Here is a 22475-nt window from a genome sequence, read left to right as displayed (position 1 = left end):
CGCACAGGATTTGAATGCAAGTTGGAAGGCGGCCCTCGCACACCTAGCTCGTCATTGCGAGCGAAGCGAAACAATCAAGAGTCCCTTTGCGGGAAGATTCTGGATTGCTTCGCTGCGCTCGCAATGACGCTGTTAATGCGGTGGTGGCGCGTATCTCAACGATGTCGTCCCGGCGAAGGCCGGGACCCAATAGCCACGACTGTTGTTGTGGTGCACGATGGTTGCCACAGGCGCTAAGACAACGCTGACCGGGGTAATGGGTCCCGGCCTTCGCCGGGACGACACTGAGGGTGTGGCTACCAGCAAGCGCTAAGGATGCAGGTAGCTAATGCGACCGAGCCAGGCAGAACGCCACGACCTGCTCCAGCGCGCTCTTCATCGGCGAGGACGGGAACAGCGCCAGCGCGTCCACGGCCATGGCGCCGTAGTGCTGGGCGCGGCTGCGCGTGTCTTCGAGCGCGCGATGCTTGTTCATCAACCCGATGGCGTGGTCGAGGTCGGTGTCGCCGATCTCACCGCGCTCCAGCGCGCGGATCCAGAAGGCGCGCTCGGTGTCGTTGCCGCGGCGGAAGGCGAGCACGACGGGCAGCGTGATCTTGCCCTCGCGGAAATCGTCGCCGGTGTTCTTGCCGAGCTTGGCGCTCTTGCCGCCATAGTCGAGCACGTCGTCGACGAGCTGGAAGGCGATGCCGAGATTCATGCCGACCGAGCGGCAGGCGGTCTGCTCCGCCTTCGGGCGGTTGGCGATCACGGGCCCGACCTCGCAGGCGGCCGCGAACAGCTCGGCGGTCTTGCCGCGGATTACGGCGAGATATTCGTCTTCGGTGGTTGCGGTGTTCTTGGCGGCGGCAAGCTGCATCACCTCGCCCTCGGCGATGGTGGCGGCGGCCGCGGAGAGAATGTCGAGCGCGCGGAGCGAGCCGACCTCGACCATCATGCGGAAGGCCTGGCCGAGCAGGAAGTCGCCGACCAGCACGCTCGCCTCATTGCCCCAGAGCATGCGCGCCGACAGCTTGCCGCGGCGCATCTCGCTCTCGTCGACGACGTCGTCATGGAGCAGCGTGGCGGTATGCATGAACTCGACGCTGGCGGCGAGTTTGATATGGCCGTCGCCGGTGTAGCCGGCGAGGTTGGCCATGGCCAACGTCAGCATCGGCCGCAGGCGCTTGCCCCCGGAGGAGATCAAATGGTTGGCGACCTCCGGGATCATGGTCACGTCCGAACCGGTCCGCGACAGGATCGTGGCGTTGACGCGCTCCATGTCACCGGCGACAAGGGCAACCAGCTCTTCGATCGACGCGCCGGGAGTTTCGAAAGGTACGATGACGGCCACGCCGGTCTCCAATATTTGCCCCGGAAGGGCTATTCTGATGGAAAGACAATAGAAACTGGACGGGGATGCGGCAAGGGCCGTGGAACCATTGACATTTGGCGCTTAGTCCCCGTCAGGCAGGAGGCTGTGTTTTGCGAGAACTGGTTCGGACCAACGATATGGTGCTGGTGTCGGCGATCGGCGCGCTGCTCGACGGCGCCAACATCCATCATCTGGTGCTGGACCAGAACATGAGCATCATTGAGGGCTCGCTCGGCATTTTGCCGCGGCGGATCCTGGTCCACGAGGACGACGCCATCGAGGCCCGGCAGCTTCTGACCGAGGCCGGCCTCAGCCACGAACTGCGCGGCGATGAGTGAAGCACTGACAGACCTCACCGAGGACGCCTTTCTCGGCGGGCAATTGCGGCTGAAGCAGAAGCGGTCTGGCCATCGCGCCGGGCACGACGCCATTCTGCTCGCGGCGGCGACGGAGGCGAGGGCGGGCGACCGTGTCGTCGATCTCGGCGCCGGCATCGGCACGGCGGGCCTTGCGTTGGCTCGGCGCGTCGCCGGGATCAGGCTCGGCCTGCTCGAGATCGATCCGGAGCTGGCGGAGCTTGCGCGCGCCAATGCGGCCGCGAATGCGATTGCCGCCGAGACGATCGTGCTCGACGTCACCGCGGACGCGCAGGCCTTCGCAGCGAGCGGGCTCGCGCCCGACAGCGTCGACGTCGTGCTGATGAACCCGCCCTTCAACGATCCCGCTCGCCATCGCGGTTCGCCCGATCAGGCGCGCCAGATCGCGCATGTGGCGACGGATGAGACGCTGAATGCCTGGGTGCATGCGGCGCGGCGCATCCTCCGATCGCATGGCGCGCTGACATTGATTTGGCGCGCAGATGGGATCGCTGAGGTTTTGGCGGCGCTGTCGCGCGGCTTCGGCAGTCTCGCGATTCTGCCGGTTCACGGTGAAGCCGGGCGGCCCGCGATCCGCGTGCTGGTGCGCGCGGTCAAGGGCGGCAGGGCCCCGGCGCGATTGTTGCCGGGCCTCATACTCAACGAGGAGTCACGCGTGTCGAAAAAAGAGGTGATGGATATTCTGGAGGGAAGGGCGGTTCTACCCCTGGTGGAACCGTGCTGAGCTATTGCGGAAGCGATTCCGACTGCTGCTCTTGCGGAGTCGTCAGGCGGATCGCCATGAACAGCGCACCGATCAGCAGCATCAGCAGATAGATTTTCATGGTGTTCTCCGCTGGCCCATTGCAGCCTCTCAACGGGTTTTCTGCAAAACACGTTCCGGGCCCTTCCAATGACAGTCGCGTGATAAGAAACGGTTAATCAGAGGTAATGGCATGGCCGAAAAATTGAACGATCGTGAGAGTTCCGGCCTGGCCGACAAGCTCATGCAATATCTGCCGGCGCGCTTCCGTCCCGGCACGGCCGTGGTGCCGGTGGTCCGGCTGTCCGGTGTGATCGGCGCAGTGACGCCGCTGCGCCCGGGCATGACGCTCGCGACGGTTTCGCGGGTTCTGGAGCGGGCGTTTTCGACGCGCAACGCCAAGGCGGTGGCGCTGGTGATCAATTCGCCCGGCGGCTCGCCGGTGCAGTCGCGCCAGATCTACCTGCGCATCAAGCAGCTCGCGGCGGAGAAGAAGCTGCCGGTGCTGGTGTTCGTCGAGGACGTCGCGGCCTCCGGCGGCTACATGATCGCGTGCGCCGGCGACGAGATCATCTGCGATCCGTCCTCGATCCTCGGCTCGATCGGCGTCGTCGGCGGCAGTTTTGGTTTCCAGGAGGCGATCAAGCGGCTCGGCATCGAGCGGCGCCTCTACACCGCCGGCGCGCACAAGGCGATGCTCGATCCGTTTCTCCCTGAAAACCCCGACGACGTCGCCAAGCTCAAGGCGCTCCAGCGCGAGATCCACCAGATCTTCATCGCGCTGGTGAAGGAGAGCCGCGGCGCGCGGTTGAAGGGCTCCGACGACACCCTGTTCACGGGCGAATACTGGGCCGGCGAGAGTTCGATCACGCTGGGGCTCGCCGACAGCATCGGCGATCTCCGCTCAACTCTTCGTGCCCGCTATGGCGAGAAGGTTCTCACCCCCGTGATAGCCCAGCCGACCGGTCTGCTCTCCGGCCTTTTGGGCCGGAAATCGCCCGGCGCGGGGCAGCTTTCGGCCATGGAATCAATGGCCAGCCTGCCGGACGACCTGATCTCGGCGGTCGAGACCCGCGCGATCTGGGCGAAATTCGGGTTCTAGACGGCGCCCCTCCGCGCCATTTGGCCCCAAGGAGACTTGAAGCCGTGCCAATTGCCGCGCGGCCCGGTCTGCGCAAGAATGCGCGTGGGGGCTGAGCATTGTGAACAAGGAATGACCGATGCCGCCGTTCGTCGCATTCGCGGGCGTCCTGGGCGGGCTTGCCGTGGTCCGCTGGGCCTACAAGACCGCCGTCGGGATCAACCAGGAGCTGGAGGAGATGCGCCTCTCGCGCGTCGCCGAGGCCGCCCATATGGGGGCCGTCCAGACGCTGAAGCAGGATCCCGTCACCGGAGCCTATCGGCCGGGTTAGCTGCTGCAGTCGTCATGGCCGGACTTGTCCCGGCCATCCACGCCTTGTCTCACCGCACGAAGAACGTGGATGCCCGGGACAAGCCCGGGCATGACGGAGAACTAGGCCCGAATCCACCCCCTTCACCTTGATTCCCACCCTTGCCGTCGATACGGTCCCGCGCGATTCAACCCCCCGCGAGAGCCCGATCTGACGATGGACGCCTCCTTGCCCGCCCATATGCGCCCGGAACGCTCGTTCCAGGGCTTTATCCTCGCGCTCCAGCGGTTCTGGGCCGAGCAGGGCTGCGTGATCCTGCAGCCCTACGACATGGAGATGGGTGCGGGCACCTTCCATCCGGCGACCACGCTGCGCGCGCTCGGGCCAAAGCCCTGGAATGCGGCCTATGTGCAGCCCTCGCGGCGGCCCAAGGACGGCCGCTACGGCGAGAATCCGAACCGGCTGCAGCACTACTACCAGTTCCAGGTGATCATGAAGCCGTCGCCGCCGAACCTTCAGGAGCTGTACCTGCAGTCGCTCGCCGCGATCGGCATCGATTCCGCCGTGCACGACATTCGCTTCGTCGAGGACGATTGGGAGAGCCCGACGCTAGGCGCCTGGGGCCTCGGCTGGGAGTGCTGGTGCGACGGCATGGAAGTCAGCCAGTTCACCTATTTCCAGCAGGTCGCGGGTGTCGAATGCGCGCCGGTCGCCGGCGAGCTCACCTACGGGCTCGAGCGCCTCGCGATGTACGTGCAGGGCGTCGACCGGGTCTACGACCTCAACTTCAACGGCCGCGACGGCGACGCCAAGGTCACCTATGGCGACGTCTTCCTGCAGGCCGAGCGGGAATATTCGAAGCACAATTTCGAAGTGGCCGACACCGCGATGCTGTTCGAGCACTTCAAGATGGCGGAAGCCGTCTGCCGGAAATACCTCGATGCGGGTTGGAAAGATGGCAAGCGCGAGGCGCATCTGATGTCGCTTCCGGCCTATGACCAGTGCATCAAGGCAAGCCATGTGTTCAACCTGCTCGACGCGCGCGGCGTGATCTCCGTGACGGAGCGGCAGAGCTACATTCTTCGCGTGCGCGAACTGGCAAAAGCTTGCGGCGAGGCCTGGATACATACTGAAGCGGGCGGAGCGACCTGATGCCCGATCTTTTGCTTGAACTTTTCTCGGAAGAAATCCCCGCGCGCATGCAGGCCAAGGCGGCGGACGATCTGCGCCGCATGGTCACCGACAAGCTCGTCGCCGAGGGTCTCGTCTACGAAGGCGCGAAGGCGTTCGCGACGCCGCGCCGCCTTGCGCTTACCGTGCACGGCATCCCTGCGCGCCAGCCTGACCTGAAGACCGAACGCCGCGGACCGAAGATCGGTGCGGCCGACGCGGCCGTGCAGGGTTTTCTGAAAGCGACGGGTTTGACGTCGCTGGACGAGGCCAAGATCCAGCGCGATCCGAAGGGCGACTTCTACATCGCGCTGATCGAGAAGCCCGGCCGCGACGCCATCGACGTGCTCGCGGAAATCCTCCCCGTGATCATCCGCACTTTCCCTTGGCCGAAATCGATGCGCTGGGGCGCGCGCTCCGGCAAGCCGGGCTCGCTGAGCTGGGTGCGTCCGCTGCACGCGATCACCGCGACGTTCGGGCTCGAGACCGAAGAGCCCGATGTCGTCAAATTCTCGGTGGACGGCATCGAGGCCGGCCAGACCACTTACGGTCACCGCTTCATGGCTCCTAGCGCGATTTCCGTGCGCCGCTTCGAGGACTACGAAGCGAAGCTGAAGGCCGCAAAAGTCATCCTCGATCCGCAGGCGCGCAAGGACATCATCTTTGCCGACGCCAAGGAGGTGACCTTTGCGCAAGGGTTCGAACTGGTCGAGGATCAGGTGCTGCTCGATGAGGTTTCGGGTCTCGTCGAATGGCCCGTCGTCATGATGGGATCGTTCGAAGCGGAGTATCTCGCGATCCCCGACGAGGTGATCCGCGCCACCATCCGCAACAACCAGAAGTGCTTCGTCGTCAAAGATCCCAAGACGGGCAAGCTGACCAACAAGTTCGTACTCACCGCCAACATCGAGGCGCCCGACGGCGGCAAGACCATCGTCGCCGGCAACGAGCGCGTGATCCGTCCGCGTTTGTCGGATGCAAAATTCTTCTATGAGACGGACCTGAAGACCAAGCTGGAAGACCGGCTGCCGAAGTTCGAGCAGATCGTGTTCCACGAGAAGCTCGGCACCCAGGCTGCGCGCATCAAGCGCATCGAGCGTCTCGCCGCAGAGATCGCGCCGCTCGTCGGCGCCGATGTCGCCAAGGCGACGCGCGCCGCGCATCTGGCGAAGGCGGATTTGCTGACCGAAGTCGTCGGCGAATTCCCCGAGGTGCAGGGCCTGATGGGCAAGTACTACGCGCTGGCCCAGGGCGAGGACGCCTCCGTCGCTGCCGCCTGCGAGGAGCACTATAAGCCGCAAGGGCCTGCCGATCGCGTGCCGACCGATCCGGTCAGCGTCGCAGTCGCGCTCGCGGACAAGCTCGACACGCTTGTCGGCTTCTGGGCGATCGACGAAAAGCCGACGGGATCGAAGGATCCGTATGCGCTGCGCCGCGCGGCGCTGGGCGTGATCAGGATTGTGCTCGAAAATCAGACTAAGATTAGTTTGCGAGAACTCGCTTGGGGGCACTTAGAGCGCTCGTACGACAAACAATACTTGGAAGTTGCAGAAAAGCTTGATGATCTGATGGTCTTTTTCGAAGACCGGCTTAAGGTCCAATTGCGAGATCAGAAGGCGCGTTACGATCTCGTCGATGCGGTTCTCAACGCTGGTTCGTTGGTGCAAGGGCATCCAATAGTGGCGGTCGTCCGCCGCGTCGAAGCACTCGGAAAATTCCTCGATACCGACGACGGCAAGAATCTGCTGGCAGGCACCAAGCGCGCCAGCAACATTCTCTCGATCGAGGAGAAGAAGGATAAGCGCTTATTCGACGGCGCACCCGATGCCTCGCTCTACGCTCTCAGCGAGGAGAAGGCGCTGGCCCGCGCGATCGATGAAGTGACGGCCGAAGCCCGTGCCGCCGTCGCCGGGGAAGACTTCGCTGCCGCGATGAGTGCGATGGCCAAGCTGCGTCCGCCGGTCGATGCGTTCTTCGAGAAAGTTCGCGTCAACGACGAGGATGCGAAGGTGCGTGAGAACCGGCTAAAACTGCTCAACGAGATCCGCAGCGCCACGCGTGCGGTGGCGGATTTCTCGAAGATCCAGGATTGAGCGCGTCTTGGCGCAACTGGACACCGTCATGCCCGGGCTTGTCCCGGGCATCCACGTTCTTCTTCGCTCGTGGAGACGCGTGGATGGCCGGGACAAGCCCGGCCATGACGACGCAGTTGGTGGCCGCAATTGCTGTGCGCGAAGAGTGCCCACACAAAAGCCCCGCCCGGCGGGGGGAGGACCGGGCGGGGCCTGATGTCCGACTATACTGCTCGCGTCAGCCTGATTGATGTGACGCGCCGGACACCTAGTCGATCCCTGAAGACGCTAGTCCATCACCTCGACGATGCGCCGCGAGCGCGGCTCGACCAGCACGGTCTCGCCGTTCACGACGGTGTAGCGATAGGTGGTGGCGCCGAAACGTTGCGGCACGTCATAATAGGTGACACCGCTTTCAGGTAGGGTGGCACCGACCACCACGCGATCCGGAATGCGGAAAGCCGGCACGCGTTGTTCGACGACATAGTCGCGGAAAGCCGGCCGCTGCTCGACCGCAATGGTCGGGCCGCTCTCGACGACGACGGGCGCGCGTCCCACGGTGACGCTGCTTTGCGCCTGCGCCGCAAGGGGCGAGCCGATCGAGGCCGCGAGCGCTGCAAGAGCAAGAATCCTGTTCCGCATGGGCAACTCCTTCGAGAAGGTTTTCGGGAAGCGCCACTGGCGCGACCGGTTGCCAATGCATGCGTCTCCGCGATGTTCCGGAAAACGCCCGCCGCATTCGCGGCATTTTCGGGCAGTTTTCGCGAAGCCGGGAACTCGCGCGCCCCCGGTGCGTCTCTACCCGCGGAACCCAGTCCGCTATGATCCCGCCGCGATTCGCCCCACCCACGGAAAGAAAATTCATGCACATCACCGTCGCCCACATCTCGCCGATCCTGTCGCTGCTTGCGGGTGTGCTCATCCTGATCATGCCGCGCCTCCTGAACCTGATCGTCGCGATTTTTCTCATCATAAATGGTGCGATCGGGCTCGGATTGTTGAAGTGGCTCCATCTCTAGGCCTTCATTCTAGGGAACTCTTCGACTTGCGCGGACCTGCCCAAAGTGGTGTAAGGCGCGCAATTACCCATTCCTCTCGCAGGTTGTGTGCAAGCTATGGCCAAAGCCGCCTCGAAAACTCCAGCGAAAATGCCAGCGAAATCAAAGTCCTCGACCAAGGCGAAAGCCGCGCCGGCGGCCCGCAAGTCACTTGCCAAGCGCGTCCCGAAGCCCATGGCCAAGGGCGCTGCCAAGCCGGTGGCCAAGCCGGCTGTGAAGCCCGCCGCCAAGTCGGTTTCCAAGGCTGTTGCAAAGGCACCGACGAAGCCGGTTGCACCGAAGGTCGCCGCGAAGCCGGTACCGAGCAAGACTGCTTCAACCAAGGCTGCGCCTGTTGCGGCCAAGGCCGGCAGGTGGGTGTTCACCTTTGGGGACGGCAAGGCCGAGGGCAAAGCGGAGATGCGCGATTTGCTCGGCGGCAAGGGCGCCAACCTCGCCGAGATGGCCAATCTCGGCCTGCCGGTGCCTCCGGGCTTCACCATCCCGACCTCGGTCTGCACCTATTTCTACGCGCATGACAAATCCTACCCGAAGGAATTGAAGTCGCAGGTTGAGAAGGCGCTCGACCATGTCGGCAAGTTGACCGGCAAGATCTTCGGCGATTCCAGGAATCCGCTGCTCGTTTCCGTGCGCTCCGGCGGCCGCGCCTCGATGCCGGGCATGATGGATACCGTGCTCAATCTCGGCCTCAATGACGAGACCGTGGAAGCGCTGTCGGAACTGTCAGGCGATCGCCGCTTCGCTTATGACAGCTATCGCCGCTTCATCACCATGTATTCGGACGTGGTGCTCGGGTTCGAGCATCATCATTTCGAGGAAATCCTCGACACCTTCAAGGACAGCCAGGGCTACACGCTCGACACGGATCTCACCGCCGACGACTGGGTCGATCTGGTCGGCAAGTACAAGGACGCGGTCGCGCGCGAAACCGGCAAGGATTTTCCGCAGGATCCGCACGACCAGCTCTGGGGCGCGATTGGCGCGGTGTTTTCATCCTGGATGAACGCCCGCGCGGTGACCTACCGCAGGCTGCACGACATTCCGGAATCCTGGGGCACCGCGGTCAACGTGCAGGCCATGGTGTTCGGCAACATGGGCGAGACCTCGGCGACCGGCGTTGCCTTCACGCGCAATCCCTCGACCGGCGAGAGCAAGCTCTACGGCGAGTTCCTGATCAACGCGCAAGGCGAGGACGTGGTCGCGGGCATCCGCACGCCCCAGGACATCACCGAGGAAGCGCGCAAGGACTCCGGCTCCGACAAGGCGTCGATGGAATCGGCGATGCCGGAGGCGTTCAAGGAGCTGACGCGGATCTACACGCTGCTCGAGAAGCACTACCGCGACATGCAGGACATGGAGTTCACGGTCGAGCAGGGCAAGCTCTGGATGCTCCAGACCCGCGGCGGCAAGCGTACTGCCAAGGCGGCGCTGCGCATCGCGGTCGAACTCGCCAATGAAGGCCTGATCACCAAGAAGGAAGCGGTGACGCGGATCGACCCCGCCTCGCTCGACCAGCTGCTGCATCCGACCATCGACCCCAACGCCAAGCGCGACGTGATCGCGACCGGCCTGCCGGCCTCGCCGGGTGCGGCCTCCGGCGAGATCGTGTTCTCCTCGGACGAAGCGGCCAAGCTTCAGGCCGACGGACGCAAGGTGATTCTGGTCCGGATCGAGACCAGCCCCGAAGACATCCACGGCATGCACGCCGCCGAAGGCATCTTGACCACCCGCGGCGGCATGACCTCGCATGCTGCGGTCGTCGCGCGCGGCATGGGCAAGCCCTGCGTCTCCGGCTGCGGCACCATCCGCGTCGATTACGGCCGCGGCACCATGAGCATCGGCTCACGCACCTTCAAGACCGGCGACGTCATCACCATCGACGGCTCGCTCGGCCAGGTGCTCGCCGGCCGCATGCCGATGATCGAGCCCGAGCTGTCCGGCGAGTTCGGCACGCTGATGAAATGGGCCGACCAGGTCCGCAAGATCGGCGTGCGCGTCAACGCCGACACGCCGGAGGACGCGCACACTGCGATCAAGTTCGGCGCGGAAGGCATCGGCCTCTGCCGTACCGAGCACATGTTCTTCGAGGAGACGCGCATCCGCACGGTGCGCGAGATGATCCTCTCCGAGGACGAGCAGTCGCGCCGCGCTGCGCTGGCAAAACTGCTGCCGATGCAGCGCGCCGACTTCGTCGAGTTGTTCGAGATCATGAAGGGCCTGCCCGTCACGATCCGCTTGCTTGATCCGCCGCTGCACGAGTTCCTGCCGCACACCCATGCCGAGGTCGAGGAAGTGGCGCGCGCCATGAACACCGACCCGCGGCGCCTGGCCGACCGCGCGCGGGAGCTGTCGGAGTTCAATCCGATGCTCGGCTTCCGCGGCTGCCGTATCGCGATAGCCTATCCCGAGATCGCCGAGATGCAGGCACGTGCGATCTTCGAAGCGGCGGTCGAGGCCGAGAAGCGCACCGGCAAGGCCGTCGGCCTCGAGGTGATGGTGCCGCTGATCGCCACCAAGATGGAGCTCGACCTCGTCAAGGCGCGCATCGATTCCACCGCGAAGGCGGTGATGCGCGACACCAACACCAAGCTGACCTATCAGGTCGGCACAATGATCGAGCTGCCGCGCGCCTGCCTGCTCGCGGCCGAGATCGCGGAGAGCGCCGAGTTCTTCTCATTCGGTACCAACGACCTCACGCAGACGACGTACGGCATCAGCCGTGACGATGCCGCAAGCTTCCTCGGCACCTACGTGTCCAAGGGCATCCTGCCGATCGATCCCTTTGTCGCGCTCGACCAGGAAGGCGTCGGCGAGCTCGTCAAGATCGGCGTCGCACGCGGTCGCAAGACGCGCCCCTCGCTCAAGGTCGGCATCTGCGGCGAGCACGGCGGCGATCCCGCCTCCGTCGCCTTCTGTCACGCGATCGGCCTCGACTACGTCTCCTGCTCGCCCTACCGCGTCCCGATCGCCCGCCTCGCCGCCGCGCAAGCCGCGCTCGGCAAGGCGATCGCGAGCCAAGCGTAAGGTAAGCGGCGAGTTGAATGTTGAGAGCGAAAGAGGCGGGGCCAAAACCCCGCCTCTTTCTTTTGAGGCGACGTTCTTGCCACACATTCAGTGTCATCGCCCGCGTAAGCGGGCGATCCAGTATTCCAGAGGCGGTGACGTGATAGGGAAGGAGCCGCGGCGTACTGGATGGGCCGCCTTCGCGGGCATGGCGGCTGTGGTCGAAGTGGCGATGGAACCGCGCGCGTCCCGTAATGACACGTGCGCGCAAGAGTTCCTTCACCATTCGCGTTGACCAGTTGTTTACCCCTTCGCGTGAGGGCGCATTTACCAAGGCGCATCATCGCCCCGTGAAAACACCTGCGATTGCTTGCGTGTGCCGCATGCTCAACGCCGATTAACGCCCCAGCAACCTAAATTAGATACTCACGATAAAGATCGAATTGCACGGATGTACTGCGGCTCGATTTTTCTAGCGTAAGCGTAGCGTGAGCGTATCGATGTTTTTGTTGCGTACCCATCCGAAGGGCGCGCGGTTCGCGTCCTTCGGCATCGGTCTCTGCATCTTCGCATTGATGCCGAGAGAGACCGGCTATCAGGACATTGCCTCGCTGCTGGCGCGCCAACCCGGCGTCGCGGAGCGTTGGCAGAAGCAGGTTTTCTCTGCTGCGTCCTCCATACAACTGGCCACTTACAGTTTTTCCCGGCCGATCGGCACTTCGGCTCCGCAGAGCGCGATGGTTCGTCTCGCGAGCCTCGACGGCCGCGACGTCACCGGCGCGATCAGCCGCAATCCGGCGCTGCAGGCGCCGCCCCGCTACCAGGCCGCCGATTTTCCCAAGGTCGATCGCTCCATGAAGGGTGACCGCCTCGCAACGGTCACACCGACGCAGGCTCCCGAAGCGGGCGCGCCGACGGCAGCGCCGACGCAGGAGGATCCCGCGACGTCGAACAGCTCGGTGTTCGGCGCCAAGACCGTCGCGCTGCCGCAGGCGATGTCGCCGGAATCCGCGGCCGCGCTGGATCCCGAACTCGCGGAGGCGCTGCGTGCGCCGCCGCTGCCGCAATACACCAATGCGCCACAAGCCAGCGACGCTGCGCGCTCGCTCGCGCTCCAGCCGCTCGAAGCGCTGAAGCAGGCCACCATTCCGGCTGCACCGCCGCGCGATCCGTTCCGGGTCAAGACCTCGAGCCTGTTCTTCGGCAGCTCCTCGCTCGGAGGCAACGTCGAGAGCATCGAGAGCTGGCAACCCGGTGCGGAGCCGCTGATCGTGATGCCCGACCCCGACATGAAGGTGACGGCGTCGCTATCGCCGCCGTCGGAGGATATTGCGAAGGATATCGAAAGCGGCGAGAGCGTCGCGCCGAAGGGTGAGGTCAACGTCGACAATCAGCGCGCCAGATCGCCGGCGGAACGGCTCGCGCTCGACGACAAGTCGCGCGCGAAGTCCGAAAAATGCCTCGCGGAGGCCGTCTATTTCGAGTCCCGCGGCGAGGCCGTGCGCGGTCAGATGGCGGTTGCGCAGGTGGTGATGAACCGCGTGTTCTCCGGCAAATACCCGGACACTGTGTGCGGCGCCGTCTATCAGAACAAGCACCGCCATCTCGCTTGCCAGTTCACCTTTGCCTGCGACAACAATGCCGACGTGATCCGCGAGCCCGAGATGTGGGACCGTGCGAAAAAGATCTCGAAGGCCATGCTCGACGGCCAGATCTGGCTGCCCGAGGTCGGCAAGTCCACGCACTACCACGCCTATTGGGTGCGCCCGTCCTGGGTCGCCGAGATGAAGAAGATGTACAAGACCGGCGTCCACACCTTCTATCGCCCACGCGCCTGGGGCGATGGCAGCGAAGAGCCGAGCTGGGGCACCCCGGCGCAGACCGCCGCGCTCTCCGCCGAGCTCACTCAGCAAGCCAAGAGCTCCGCCGAGATGGGCGCGACCGAGCGGCGGTAGCGCCTCACGCCTCGATATCCAGCGCGCAGTCGAAATTTGGCGCCGAATGCGTCAGCGCGCCGGATGAGGCGTAGTCGACGCCGGTCGCAGCGATGGCTGGGATCGAGTCCAGGGTGACACCGCCGGATGCCTCCAGCTTGAGGCGTCCCTCGTTGAGCCTGACGGCTTCGCGCAGCGTCGCAATATCCATGTTGTCGAGCAGCACGGCGTCGGCAAGGCCGGTGTCGAGCACCTCGCGCAACTGCGGAAGCGTGTCGACCTCGATCTCGATCTTGACGAGATGGCCGGCCTGGGCGCGGGCGCGCTCCAGCACGGGACGGATGCCGCCGGCGACCGCGATGTGGTTGTCCTTGATCAGGATCGCGTCGTCGAGCCCGAAGCGGTGATTGAAGCCGCCGCCGCAGCGTACCGCGTATTTCTCCAAGGCGCGCAGCCCGGGCGTGGTCTTTCGCGTGCAGCAGATCCTCATCCGGGTGCCCTCGGCGCGCGCAACGTAGTCCGCCGTGAGCGTCGCGACGCCCGACAGCCGGCCGACGAAATTCAGCGCGGTCCGCTCCGCCGTGAGGATGGCGCGTGCCGGCCCCGAGATCGTCAGCACCTGCTGCCCGCGGGCGACGCGCGCGGCGTCGCGAACATGTGCGCGTACCTCGATGTCGGGCGAAAGCTTTTGCAAGGTGGCGAGCGCCAGCGGCAAGCCGGCGATCACGCCGGACTGCCGTGCGACCAGGATCGCTTGCGCCTTCGTTGCCTCGGGGATCGTCGCAAGCGAGGTAATGTCGCCGGCGCGGCCGAGATCCTCATCGAGCGCGCGGAGCACGGCCTCGTCGATCGCGAGCGGGGAGAGAAAGGCGTCGGGATAGAGCAGAGAGGTCGGGGTGATCATGGCAGACTCCGTCAGGCGATCATGGGTTGTGCGGTGCGCGGTGTCGGGCGTTCGCTCAGGCTGTCCGCGACCTCGCGTACTGCTGCGAGCGTCGTCATCGTGCGCTGCGCGAGGGCGGGTACGTCCGCGGCATGGTCGGAGCGGAAATGCGCGCCGCGGCTCTCGCGCCGGTTCCAGGCCGACGCCGCCACGAGCAGGGCTGCCGTTGCCATGTTGCGGACCGCGATGCTCGTGGCCTCTCGTTCGAGCGCGGCGAAGCTGCGAACCGCGTCCGCAAGCCCGTAACCGTCGCGGATCACGCCGACATGCGCGCTCATCAGCATCCGCAGCCGCTTCACGGCCGCAGCATCCGGTGCGCCGCCGCGCGGCGTCGCCGCGTCCGCAAGGCGGGCGGGCGAGGGGCTGGTGCGGCCGGCGATGTCATCGGCGATGCGTGCGGCGTAGACCACGGCCTCGAGCAGCGAATTCGACGCAAGCCGGTTCGCGCCATGCGCGCCGGTGGACGACACCTCGCCGCCGGCCCACAGCCCGTCGATCGAGCTGCGGCCGCGATGGTCGACGGCGATGCCGCCCATGTGGTAGTGCGCCGCCGGTGCGATCGGGATGGCCTGCGTGGCGGGATCCATGCCAGCGGCCATGCAGCTTGCATGAACCGTCGGGAATCTGTCGCCAAAACGTGCGCCCAGCGCTTGCCGCGCATCGAGAAAGGCGCCGCGCCCGGCCGAGATCTCCGCGAACACGCCGCGGGCCACGATGTCGCGCGGAGCGAGCTCGGCGAGCGGATGGCGCGCCGCCATGAAATGCTCGCCACGGCCGTTGATCAGCGTCGCGCCTTCACCGCGCAGCGCTTCGGTGGCGAGCGGCGCGGGATCGCGACCGACCATGATGGCGGTCGGGTGAAATTGCACGAACTCGGGATCTGCAATCACCGCGCCGGCGCGTGCGGCGATCGCAAGGCCGGATCCGCTGGCCTCGCGCGGATTGGTGGTGACGGCATAGAGATGGCCGATGCCGCCCGTCGCGAGCACCACCATCCGCGCGGCGAGCAGGATCGGCTGTGCTGCCGCGTCGCCAGCTTCGCGCAATCGTAGGCCGGCGACCGCGCCGTCCTCGGTCAACAGCGCTTCGGCGACGAAACCTTCGATCAGCCGGATCGACGGCGTGCGCCGCACGGCTTCGCTCAGCGCCGCGATGATGGCGGCGCCCGCGCCATCGCCACGCACATGTACGATACGCCGCGCCGAGTGTGCGGCCTCGCGCCCGACTGCGAGCCTGCCTTCGAGATCGCGGTCGAACGGCACGCCATAGGCGAGAAGGTCGTGAATCCGCGGTGCGGCCTCGCGCGCGATCCCGAGTGCGACAGCTTCGTCGACGATGCCGCAGCCAACTGCAACCGTGTCCGCGGCGTGCGCTTCCGGCGTATCCCCTTCAGCCATTGCCGCGGCGATGCCGCCTTGCGCCCATGCGGACGACGCGCCCTGTCCGAGCGGCGCCGCCGAGATCAATATTACCGGCCGCGGCGCGAGCTTGAGCGCGCAGAACAATCCGGCAAGGCCGCCGCCGACGATGACGACGTCGTCGGAGCGGGGGAGGGTGTTGATGTTGTTTGTCATGGCTTTATCTCAGTTCTTCAAATTGATCATCCGCTCGACCGAGCGCCTTGCGCGGTCCGCGAGCGCGGGATCGATCGTCACTTCTTCGCGAAGCGTCAGCAGGCTCTCCAGAATGTTGGCGAGCGTGATGCGCTTCATGTGCGGGCAGATGTTGCAGGGGCGCAGCATCTCCACATCGGGCAGCTCGGCGCGGACATTGTCGGCCATCGAGCATTCCGTGATCATCACCAGCCGCCGCGGCCGCCGCTCGCGCACCCAGTTGATCATGTGCGCGGTCGAGCCCGTGAAATCGGCCTCGGCCAGCACGTCCGGCGGGCATTCGGGATGAGCGATGATCTGCACGGAGGGATCGGCCTCGCGGTAGCTGCGCAGCTCGGCGCCAGTGAAACGCTCGTGCACCTCGCAGGCGCCCTTCCAGGCAATGATCTTCACGTCGGTCTTCGAGGCCACGTAAGTGGCGAGATAGCGGTCGGGCAGGAAGATCACGGTTGGTGCGCCGAGGCTTTCGACCACCTGCACCGCGTTCGACGAGGTGCAGCAGATATCGACCTCGGCCTTCACCTCCGCGGAGGTGTTGACATAGGCAACGACAGGCACGCCGGGGAATTTTTCGCGGAGCAGGCGGACGTCGGCGCCGGTGATGCTGGCAGCGAGCGAGCAGCCGGCGCGCGTATCAGGAATAAGCACCGTCTTGTCCGGATTGAGCAGTTTCGAGGTCTCCGCCATGAAGTGCACGCCGCACTGGACGATGATGCCGGCCTTCACCCTGGTGGCTTCGACCGCGAGCTGGAGCGAATCACCGCCGATGTCGGCGACGCAGTGGAAGATCTCCGGCGTCTGGTAATTGTGCGCGAGGATCACCGCGCCCCGGGCCTGCTTCAGCTCGTTGATCGCCTTGATCGTCGGGGCCATCAGCGGCCATTCGATCGGCGGGATGACACGTTTCACGCGCTCGTAAAGCGGTGCGGTGGCTCGCTCGACCTCCGGCGTCCATTCCAGTGAAGGCATCGGCAGCGAAGGTCCGGTTCGCGACTGCTTGGCCTGTGCCGGGGTGATGACGTGGCCCTGCGGCCGGTTGGCAAAGTCGTCGGGGCCGTAAATTCCAGTTAGCGGCATCCAAGCCTCCCGTGCATGTCATTTGTACTCATTTTGAGCATATATAAAGCCTGAGAAATCCGGCCGACAGGCCGGGGGATCATTCGATATGCTCGATATGAGCAAATATAAAATAACACGTCGTGTTGGGAGCCGCCAGATCTTGCCGCACACGTTTCCGTTAAGTCGCGCCCGGCGCGTCGGCTGAGGCCGCGAGGAAATGCAATGCTCCCGCGCCAGCTCTTCGCGGAATGCAATCGTTTTTGACTTGGGGTTTCCATGCAGATGCATTAAACGAGTTGGCTCGCGGCCGCCATTTGCGAATCCGCGACCACGCACGAGGAACAGCATGTCGATACAGATGGGTGAGCTCGGTTCGGTCTCCCGTTCCTCCTCCTGGCGCACGCCGGCGATCATCATTCTCTGCGGCTGCGCGATCGGGATGCTCGGGTTCGGCCCGCGCTCGGCGCTGGGCTTCTTCGTACAGCCGATGAGCCATGAATATGCCTGGGGCCGCGACGTGTTCGGCCTCGCGATCGCGTTTCAGAATTTGCTGTGGGGACTGGGCCAGCCCGTCGCCGGCGCGGTCGCCGATCGCTTCGGCCTGTTTCGGGTGATGTGCGTCGGCGCTCTGCTCTATGCCGGGGGCTTGCTCCTGATGCGCTACTCATCGACGCCGCTGTCACTGAACATCGGCGCTGGTGTCATGGTCGGCTTCGGTCTCGCCGGCTGCTCGTTCAATCTGGTGCTCTCGGCCTTCACCAAGCTCTTGCCGGCCGAGAAGCGCGGCCTTGCGCTCGGCGCCGGTACTGCGGCGGGATCGTTCGGGCAATTCCTGTTCGCGCCGATCGGTGTGGCCCTGATCGACAATTTCGGCTGGCAGCAGGCGCTCACCGTGTTCGGCTTCCTAATGCTGCTGATCATTCCGTTGTCGCTGGCGCTCTCGACGCCGCCGGTCGCAAGCACGGCAAACGCGGCGCCTGCGGACCAGCAGACCTTCACCAAAGCGCTCGCGGAAGCCTTCGGCCATCGCTCCTACGTGCTGCTGGTGCTCGGCTTCTTCACCTGCGGCTTCCAGCTTGCCTTCATCACGGTGCATCTGCCGGCCTTCCTGGTCGATAGCGGCATCTCCACGCAGATCGGCGGCTGGGTGATCGCGGCGATCGGCCTGTTCAACATCATGGGATCGCTCAGCGTCGGCTATCTCCAGAACAGCCTGCCCAAGCGCTACATCCTCTCGACCATCTATTTCACCCGCGCGCTTGCGACGCTTGCCTTCATCTCGTTTCCGATCACGCCGTTCTCGGCGATTGCGTTCGGCGCGGTCTCCGGCCTGACCTGGCTGTCGACCGTGCCACCGACCTCGGCACTGGTCGCGATCATGTTCGGCACGCGCTGGTTCGCCACGCTCTATGGCTTCGCCTTCGTCAGCCATCAGGTCGGCGGCTTCCTCGGCGTCTGGCTCGGCGGCATCGTGTTTGAGCGGTTCGGTTCCTACACGCCGATCTGGTGGCTCTCGATCCTGTTCGGCGTGCTCTCGGCGCTGATCAATCTTCCGATCGTGGAGAAACCGGTCCAGCGGGCGGTTGCGCAGCCTGCCTGATCGGCTAAACATCCCCTGAAACAAGTCAGGGAGTTTTGCTGTGGCGACGTTCAAGGCGATCCGGATCGACAAGGCGGACAAGGGCACCACCGCGCAGCTCACGCAGTTCGACGAAGCCGAACTGATGGAGGGCGACGTCACCGTCCGCGTGGAATGGTCGACGTTGAACTACAAGGACGGCCTTGCGCTCACCGGCAAGGCGCCGGTGGTGCGCCGCTTCCCGATGATTGCCGGCATCGACTTCGCCGGCACCGTCGAGCAGTCCTCGCATCCGCAATGGAAGGCGGGCGATAAGGTTGTCTGCACCGGCTGGGGCATGGGCGAGACCCATCTTGGCGCCTATGCCGAGAAGGCGCGGGTGAAAGGCGACTGGCTGGTCGCTCTTCCGCAGGGCCTATCGGCGCGCGACGCCATGGCGATCGGCACTGCCGGCTTCACCGCGATGCTGTCCGTGCTGGCGCTGGAGAAGCACGGAGTGTCGCCGAACAGCGGTCCGGTCGTGGTGACGGGGGCTGCAGGCGGCGTCGGCTCGGTTGCGACCGCCGTGCTCTCGAAGCTCGGCTATCACGTCATCGCCTCCACCGGACGTGCGTCCGAAGCGGACTATCTGAAAGAGATCGGCGCGGCTGAGGTGATCGACCGCAACGAATTGTCGGCGGCCGCCAAGCCCATCGCCAAGGAGCGCTGGGCGGGTGGCGTCGACAGCGTCGGCTCGACCACGCTCGCAAACCTGCTGTCGATGACGAAGTACGGCGGCGCGATCGCGGCCTGCGGCTTGGCTGCCGGCATGGACCTGCCGTCTTCCGTCGCACCCTTCATTTTGCGCGGGGTGTGCCTTCTCGGCATCGATTCCGTGATGTGCCCGATCGAGCCGCGGAAAGCTGCCTGGCAACGCCTGGCGTCCGATCTGGACCGGTCAAAACTAGCTGAAATTACTCACGAAATTCCGCTTTCTGAAGTTCCGGAGTGGGGCGCGAAAATCCTCGCCGGCCAGGTCCGCGGTCGCACCGTTGTAAAAATTGTCTAACGGCGTTCAGACTTTACCAACCATGCTGCTTCAATGTCGCCATGGTTAGTATGGTAAGCAGCAGGTAAAGAGATAAGGCATAGCCCGCTGCGGGGTTGGTTCGGAGTTGAGCATGCTTGCGCGTATTGTGTTGGGGGCGGTCACGGCGGTAGCGACGCTTACGCCGGCCATTGCTGGAAGCATGAACGCCGATGAGGCGCGCCGCTTCGTCGCCGGGAAGGTGTTTGCTTTCACCTGTTTTGACGGCACCCGCGGCGCTGGCCGCATCATGGACGACCTCGGCGCCGCTGGCGCAGTGCAGTTCTCGGGTGCAGGTCCGGTGAAACATCTCCGCCTGCCCGGCAACACGCTGCAGATCCGCGGCCAGAACGTCTGCGCCTCGATCAAGGGCATTCCGTTCGAGCCCTGTTTCAACCTTGAAAAGACCGACGATCGCAGTTTCCGCGGCTCGGTATCGGGGATGGGCTTCGCCTATTGCGACTTCCATCACCAGGGCGGCAACCAGATGCTGATGGCGCGGGCCGTCGCGCGGCCGCGCTCGCTGCGCACCTCGGAACACACGGGTTCGGTCGGCACGCCCAACACCGAAGTCGCCGCGCGTGTCGAGACCCCGCGCGTCGAGAGTAGCCGGCTCGAGCCGGTGAAGCCGCAAGTTAAATCGGAGCCCGCCAGGGACGACGCCCCGCTGGAGCTGCGCCGCTCGACCCAGTGAGTTGGCTGCGCGCGTCCGCGCACTTTGTCGTTGAGAGCTGCCATCAGACACGAAGCCGCCGCGCCGTAGTCATACGGACGGCGGCTTTCATGCGTTGGTAGCTGTTCGCGCCCCAGTTTAGGTACGGCCGGGGGCGCGGCCCGATAAAAGGGTTCAACGATGTCGCTGTACTTCTTCCGTATCAGCACGGGCCGCTATTCCGGTGCTGCCGACCAGCCATATGAGTTCGAGGACCGCGCCGCGGCCTGGACCGAGATGACCGAAGTCTGTGCCAATTTGCTCGGCGGCATCTCGCGCGGCCTGAAACAGGACGCCGAATGGCGCATGGAGCTGCTCGACGAGAACAAGGAGCCGGTGTTCCGGATCAGCTTGATTGGCGAGAGCCAAAAGGCCCTTGGTCGCACTGGCTAGAAATCGGGCATCCTACCGCCGCGTGTGGTTAACCTGTTAAGCGCGCGGACCGTGCCGTTTTCAAGGGATTTTCCGATAAGTCCGGTATTTGTCCGGGGGCGATCGTTAACCAGATCACCACACCTGAAGCTCAGTTTTTAGGCAAGGGCGATCAACGCCGAGGGCGGCCGACAATGACTTGGCCGCGCAACCCGGGAAACGCCCTCATGTCGAGACTCATCCAGAATCTGCAAATCGGTACCAAGCTCGCGCTCGCTTCGGCGTTCGGCGTTGTTCTCGTCGGCGCCATGATCGCGAGCCAGGTCATCGGCAACAACAACGTGCGGCATTCCAACCAGGCCGCGCTTGCGCAGCAGGAATTGGTGCGCGAGGCTACCGAAGCCAAGCTTGGGATACGCGGCTTGCAACTCGCCGTACGGGACATGCGTCTCGCCAACAATCAGGGTGACTTGCAAAAGGCGAGCGAGCTTCTGCTGGAGCGGTCGAAAGCACTGAACGGCGTTGTCGATTCCATGCTCAGGTTGTCGCACGCCCCGGAAAACCGCGCGCGGATGGAGAAGCTCAAGTCTACGTCGGCCGATTACCTGAAGGGCGCGCAGCAGAACGCCTCTGTTCGCAGCGAGGCCATTGCGGTTGCGGCCACGGACCCCGTCCGCGCCGCCAAGATTTCCGAGGAAGGCGCGCGCCAGATCCGCGAGGTGACGCTGCCGCTTGCCACACAGCTGGACAATTTGACCAGCGAGATTGCCGATTTCGCCAAGCACAAGAGCGATGAAGAAATCGCTGCCGCGAGCCAGGAGATGGCCGTGAGCGAGCGTCTCGGCATGGTGGTCGGTGCGTGCGCCGTGCTCGTCCTCATCGGTTCGTGGCTGATGTCCTTCCTGACCATCGCGCGGCCGATCCGCGCGCTCACGGTTGCCATGGACAAGCTCGCTGGTGGTGACTTCTCTGTTGTCCTGCCGGGTCTCGGCCGCAAGGACGAGGTCGGCGGTGTCGCCGCGGCCGTCGAGAAATTCAAGGTCGTGTCGGAGCAGAAGGCGCGCCAGGAAGCGGAAGCCAAGATGCGGCAGGACCAGGTGGCGGCCGAGCAGCGCAAGGCCGATATGCGCAAGCTTGCTGATAGTTTCGAAGGCGCCGTCGGCGAGATCGTCGATACGGTGTCGTCGGCCGCGACGGAGCTCGAGGCTTCGGCCTCGACGTTGACCTCGACGGCGGAGCGGGCACAGGAACTGACGATAGTTGTGGCTGCGGCCTCCGAGGAGGCGTCGACCAACGTGCAATCGGTGGCGTCGGCCACGGAAGAGCTGTCGTCTTCAATTACGGAGATTAGCCGCCAGGTGCAGGAATCGGCGCGGGTCGCGAGCGAGGCGGTTACCCAAGCCCGAACCACGACCGACCGTGTCGGAGAATTGTCCAAGGCGGCGGCTCGCATTGGCGACGTGGTCGAGCTGATCAACACCATCGCCGGCCAGACCAACCTGCTGGCGCTTAATGCCACCATCGAGGCGGCACGCGCCGGCGAGGCCGGTCGCGGCTTTGCCGTGGTGGCTTCCGAAGTGAAGGCGCTTGCCGAGCAGACCGCGAAGGCGACCGGCGAGATCGGCCAGCAGATTTCCGGCATTCAGGCCGCGACGCAGGACTCCGTCGCCGCCATCAGCGCCATCAGCAACACCATTGAAAAGCTGTCCGAGATATCGTCCACGATCGCGGCGGCCGTCGAGGAGCAGGGCGCGGCGACGCAGGAGATCTCGCGCAACGTGCAGCAGGCGGCCGAAGGCACCCATCAGGTCTCGTCCAACATCACCGACGTGCAGCGCGGTGCAGGCGAAACCGGCTCGGCATCGTCGCAGGTGCTGGCAGCCGCGCGGTCATTGTCCGGCGACAGCAACCGCCTCAAGCTCGAGGTCGGCAAGTTCCTCGACACCGTGCGCGCCGCCTAAGAACCTCGTTCCAGACAGTTCGGAAGACGCCCTGCCTCCTCAGGCGGGGCGTTTTTGCATCCTGATCTT

At 64.8% G+C, this 22475-nt stretch carries 19 protein-coding genes; 14 read left to right on the top strand and 5 right to left on the bottom strand.

What is annotated here, in order from left to right; genetic code table 11:
• Positions 1-325: 325 nt before the first annotated feature.
• On the bottom strand, positions 326-1333 hold the full coding sequence (locus IVA93_RS27945) for a polyprenyl synthetase family protein (RefSeq protein WP_007594965.1): 1008 nt from the start codon (positions 1331-1333) through the stop codon (positions 326-328).
• A 131-nt stretch (positions 1334-1464) separates the two neighbouring features.
• On the opposite strand from IVA93_RS27945, the gene IVA93_RS27940 reads away from it, so the two are divergent.
• From IVA93_RS27940 to glyS, 6 genes are all read left to right on the top strand, one after another.
• The gene (locus IVA93_RS27940) at positions 1465-1692 is read left to right on the top strand and encodes a putative signal transducing protein (protein WP_007607161.1); all 228 of its coding nucleotides are present in this window, start codon (positions 1465-1467) and stop codon (positions 1690-1692) included.
• Positions 1685-2455: a tRNA1(Val) (adenine(37)-N6)-methyltransferase gene (locus IVA93_RS27935; protein WP_018454898.1), complete on the top strand. Its 771-nt coding sequence runs from the start codon at positions 1685-1687 to the stop codon at positions 2453-2455. Before IVA93_RS27940 ends, IVA93_RS27935 begins: the two co-directional genes overlap by 8 nt.
• 211 nt (positions 2456-2666) lie before the next feature.
• The gene (locus IVA93_RS27930) at positions 2667-3575 is read left to right on the top strand and encodes a S49 family peptidase (protein ID WP_018454897.1); all 909 of its coding nucleotides are present in this window, start codon (positions 2667-2669) and stop codon (positions 3573-3575) included.
• Between the two features lie 118 nt (positions 3576-3693).
• Positions 3694-3885: a hypothetical protein gene (locus IVA93_RS27925; protein WP_018454896.1), complete on the top strand. Its 192-nt coding sequence runs from the start codon at positions 3694-3696 to the stop codon at positions 3883-3885.
• A gap of 195 nt (positions 3886-4080) precedes the next feature.
• Complete coding sequence (locus tag IVA93_RS27920) at positions 4081-5016, top strand: glycine--tRNA ligase subunit alpha (protein WP_018454895.1); 936 nt, start codon at positions 4081-4083, stop codon at positions 5014-5016.
• On the top strand, positions 5016-7127 hold the full coding sequence (gene glyS, locus IVA93_RS27915; protein ID WP_026232838.1) for a glycine--tRNA ligase subunit beta: 2112 nt from the start codon (positions 5016-5018) through the stop codon (positions 7125-7127). Before IVA93_RS27920 ends, glyS begins: the two co-directional genes overlap by 1 nt.
• A 267-nt stretch (positions 7128-7394) precedes the next feature.
• Here glyS and IVA93_RS27910 read toward each other — a convergent pair whose 3' ends face one another.
• Positions 7395-7748, bottom strand: a complete 354-nt coding sequence (locus IVA93_RS27910) for a DUF1236 domain-containing protein (protein ID WP_018454893.1) — start codon at positions 7746-7748, stop codon at positions 7395-7397.
• 221 nt (positions 7749-7969) lie between these two features.
• Here IVA93_RS27910 and IVA93_RS27905 point away from each other — a divergent pair, with 221 nt between their 5' ends.
• The 3 genes from IVA93_RS27905 (at position 7970) to IVA93_RS27895 (ending at position 13122) form a co-directional block, all read left to right on the top strand.
• Positions 7970-8125 carry a DUF3096 domain-containing protein gene (locus tag IVA93_RS27905; protein ID WP_007594951.1) on the top strand — a complete coding sequence of 52 codons (156 nt, stop codon included), beginning with the start codon at positions 7970-7972 and terminating at the stop codon, positions 8123-8125.
• A 96-nt stretch (positions 8126-8221) separates the two neighbouring features.
• Entirely contained in the window at positions 8222-11188 is a 2967-nt protein-coding gene (gene ppdK / locus IVA93_RS27900) for a pyruvate, phosphate dikinase (RefSeq protein ID WP_018454892.1), read from the top strand.
• Between the two features lie 479 nt (positions 11189-11667).
• Positions 11668-13122 (top strand): cell wall hydrolase, encoded by a 1455-nt coding sequence (locus tag IVA93_RS27895; protein WP_018454891.1) that lies wholly within the window; start codon positions 11668-11670, stop codon positions 13120-13122.
• A gap of 4 nt (positions 13123-13126) precedes the next feature.
• Here the strand turns inward: IVA93_RS27895 and nadC are convergent, their stop codons facing one another.
• From nadC to nadA, 3 genes are read right to left on the bottom strand one after another with little or no spacing between them, the layout of a single operon-like run.
• Positions 13127-14005, bottom strand: coding sequence for a carboxylating nicotinate-nucleotide diphosphorylase (nadC, locus tag IVA93_RS27890; RefSeq protein WP_085352608.1), 879 nt, complete (start codon positions 14003-14005; stop codon positions 13127-13129).
• An 11-nt stretch (positions 14006-14016) separates the two neighbouring features.
• Positions 14017-15618 (bottom strand): L-aspartate oxidase, encoded by a 1602-nt coding sequence (locus IVA93_RS27885; RefSeq protein ID WP_247363584.1) that lies wholly within the window; start codon positions 15616-15618, stop codon positions 14017-14019.
• A gap of 9 nt (positions 15619-15627) precedes the next feature.
• Positions 15628-16734 carry a quinolinate synthase NadA gene (gene nadA, locus IVA93_RS27880; protein WP_204513858.1) on the bottom strand — a complete coding sequence of 369 codons (1107 nt, stop codon included), beginning with the start codon at positions 16732-16734 and terminating at the stop codon, positions 15628-15630.
• A 328-nt stretch (positions 16735-17062) separates the two neighbouring features.
• Between nadA and IVA93_RS27875 the strand changes: the two genes are divergently transcribed.
• The 5 genes from IVA93_RS27875 to IVA93_RS27855 all read left to right on the top strand — a co-directional run bounded on the left by IVA93_RS27875 (position 17063) and on the right by IVA93_RS27855 (position 22406).
• A complete protein-coding gene (locus tag IVA93_RS27875) occupies positions 17063-18316 on the top strand; it encodes an MFS transporter (protein WP_018458839.1) in 1254 nt (417 codons plus the stop codon).
• A gap of 40 nt (positions 18317-18356) precedes the next feature.
• A complete protein-coding gene (gene acuI, locus IVA93_RS27870; protein ID WP_085352604.1) occupies positions 18357-19343 on the top strand; it encodes an acrylyl-CoA reductase (NADPH) in 987 nt (328 codons plus the stop codon).
• 112 nt (positions 19344-19455) lie between these two features.
• Positions 19456-20055 (top strand): hypothetical protein, encoded by a 600-nt coding sequence (locus tag IVA93_RS27865; RefSeq protein WP_026233672.1) that lies wholly within the window; start codon positions 19456-19458, stop codon positions 20053-20055.
• Positions 20056-20214: 159 nt separating this feature from the next.
• Complete coding sequence (locus IVA93_RS27860; protein WP_007594936.1) at positions 20215-20466, top strand: DUF6894 family protein; 252 nt, start codon at positions 20215-20217, stop codon at positions 20464-20466.
• 206 nt (positions 20467-20672) lie between these two features.
• On the top strand, positions 20673-22406 hold the full coding sequence (locus tag IVA93_RS27855; protein ID WP_240543332.1) for a methyl-accepting chemotaxis protein: 1734 nt from the start codon (positions 20673-20675) through the stop codon (positions 22404-22406).
• Positions 22407-22475 lie beyond the last annotated feature (69 nt).

This window comes from Bradyrhizobium sp. 155, from assembly GCF_023101105.1.
In the GTDB taxonomy this organism is placed as follows: Bacteria; Pseudomonadota; Alphaproteobacteria; order Rhizobiales; family Xanthobacteraceae; genus Bradyrhizobium; species Bradyrhizobium canariense_D.
This window is presented reverse-complemented; position numbering and strand designations above follow the sequence as displayed.

Bases quoted from the DNA above. Each gene is read 5' to 3' on its own strand.
- IVA93_RS27885 (WP_247363584.1), bottom strand. From the start codon at position 15,618: ATGACAAACAACATCAACACCCTCCCCCGCTCCGACGACGTCGTCATC.
- IVA93_RS27895 (WP_018454891.1), top strand. From the start codon at position 11,668: ATGTTTTTGTTGCGTACCCATCCGAAGGGCGCGCGGTTCGCGTCCTTC.
- IVA93_RS27865 (WP_026233672.1), top strand. From the start codon at position 19,456: ATGCTTGCGCGTATTGTGTTGGGGGCGGTCACGGCGGTAGCGACGCTT.
- nadA (WP_204513858.1), bottom strand. From the start codon at position 16,734: ATGCCGCTAACTGGAATTTACGGCCCCGACGACTTTGCCAACCGGCCG.
- glyS (WP_026232838.1), top strand. From the start codon at position 5,016: ATGCCCGATCTTTTGCTTGAACTTTTCTCGGAAGAAATCCCCGCGCGC.
- IVA93_RS27855 (WP_240543332.1), top strand. From the start codon at position 20,673: ATGTCGAGACTCATCCAGAATCTGCAAATCGGTACCAAGCTCGCGCTC.
- IVA93_RS27920 (WP_018454895.1), top strand. From the start codon at position 4,081: ATGGACGCCTCCTTGCCCGCCCATATGCGCCCGGAACGCTCGTTCCAG.
- IVA93_RS27925 (WP_018454896.1), top strand. From the start codon at position 3,694: ATGCCGCCGTTCGTCGCATTCGCGGGCGTCCTGGGCGGGCTTGCCGTG.
- IVA93_RS27875 (WP_018458839.1), top strand. From the start codon at position 17,063: ATGTCGATACAGATGGGTGAGCTCGGTTCGGTCTCCCGTTCCTCCTCC.
- IVA93_RS27910 (WP_018454893.1), bottom strand. From the start codon at position 7,748: ATGCGGAACAGGATTCTTGCTCTTGCAGCGCTCGCGGCCTCGATCGGC.
- IVA93_RS27860 (WP_007594936.1), top strand. From the start codon at position 20,215: ATGTCGCTGTACTTCTTCCGTATCAGCACGGGCCGCTATTCCGGTGCT.
- IVA93_RS27930 (WP_018454897.1), top strand. From the start codon at position 2,667: ATGGCCGAAAAATTGAACGATCGTGAGAGTTCCGGCCTGGCCGACAAG.
- IVA93_RS27935 (WP_018454898.1), top strand. From the start codon at position 1,685: ATGAGTGAAGCACTGACAGACCTCACCGAGGACGCCTTTCTCGGCGGG.
- ppdK (WP_018454892.1), top strand. From the start codon at position 8,222: ATGGCCAAAGCCGCCTCGAAAACTCCAGCGAAAATGCCAGCGAAATCA.
- IVA93_RS27905 (WP_007594951.1), top strand. From the start codon at position 7,970: ATGCACATCACCGTCGCCCACATCTCGCCGATCCTGTCGCTGCTTGCG.
- nadC (WP_085352608.1), bottom strand. From the start codon at position 14,005: ATGATCACCCCGACCTCTCTGCTCTATCCCGACGCCTTTCTCTCCCCG.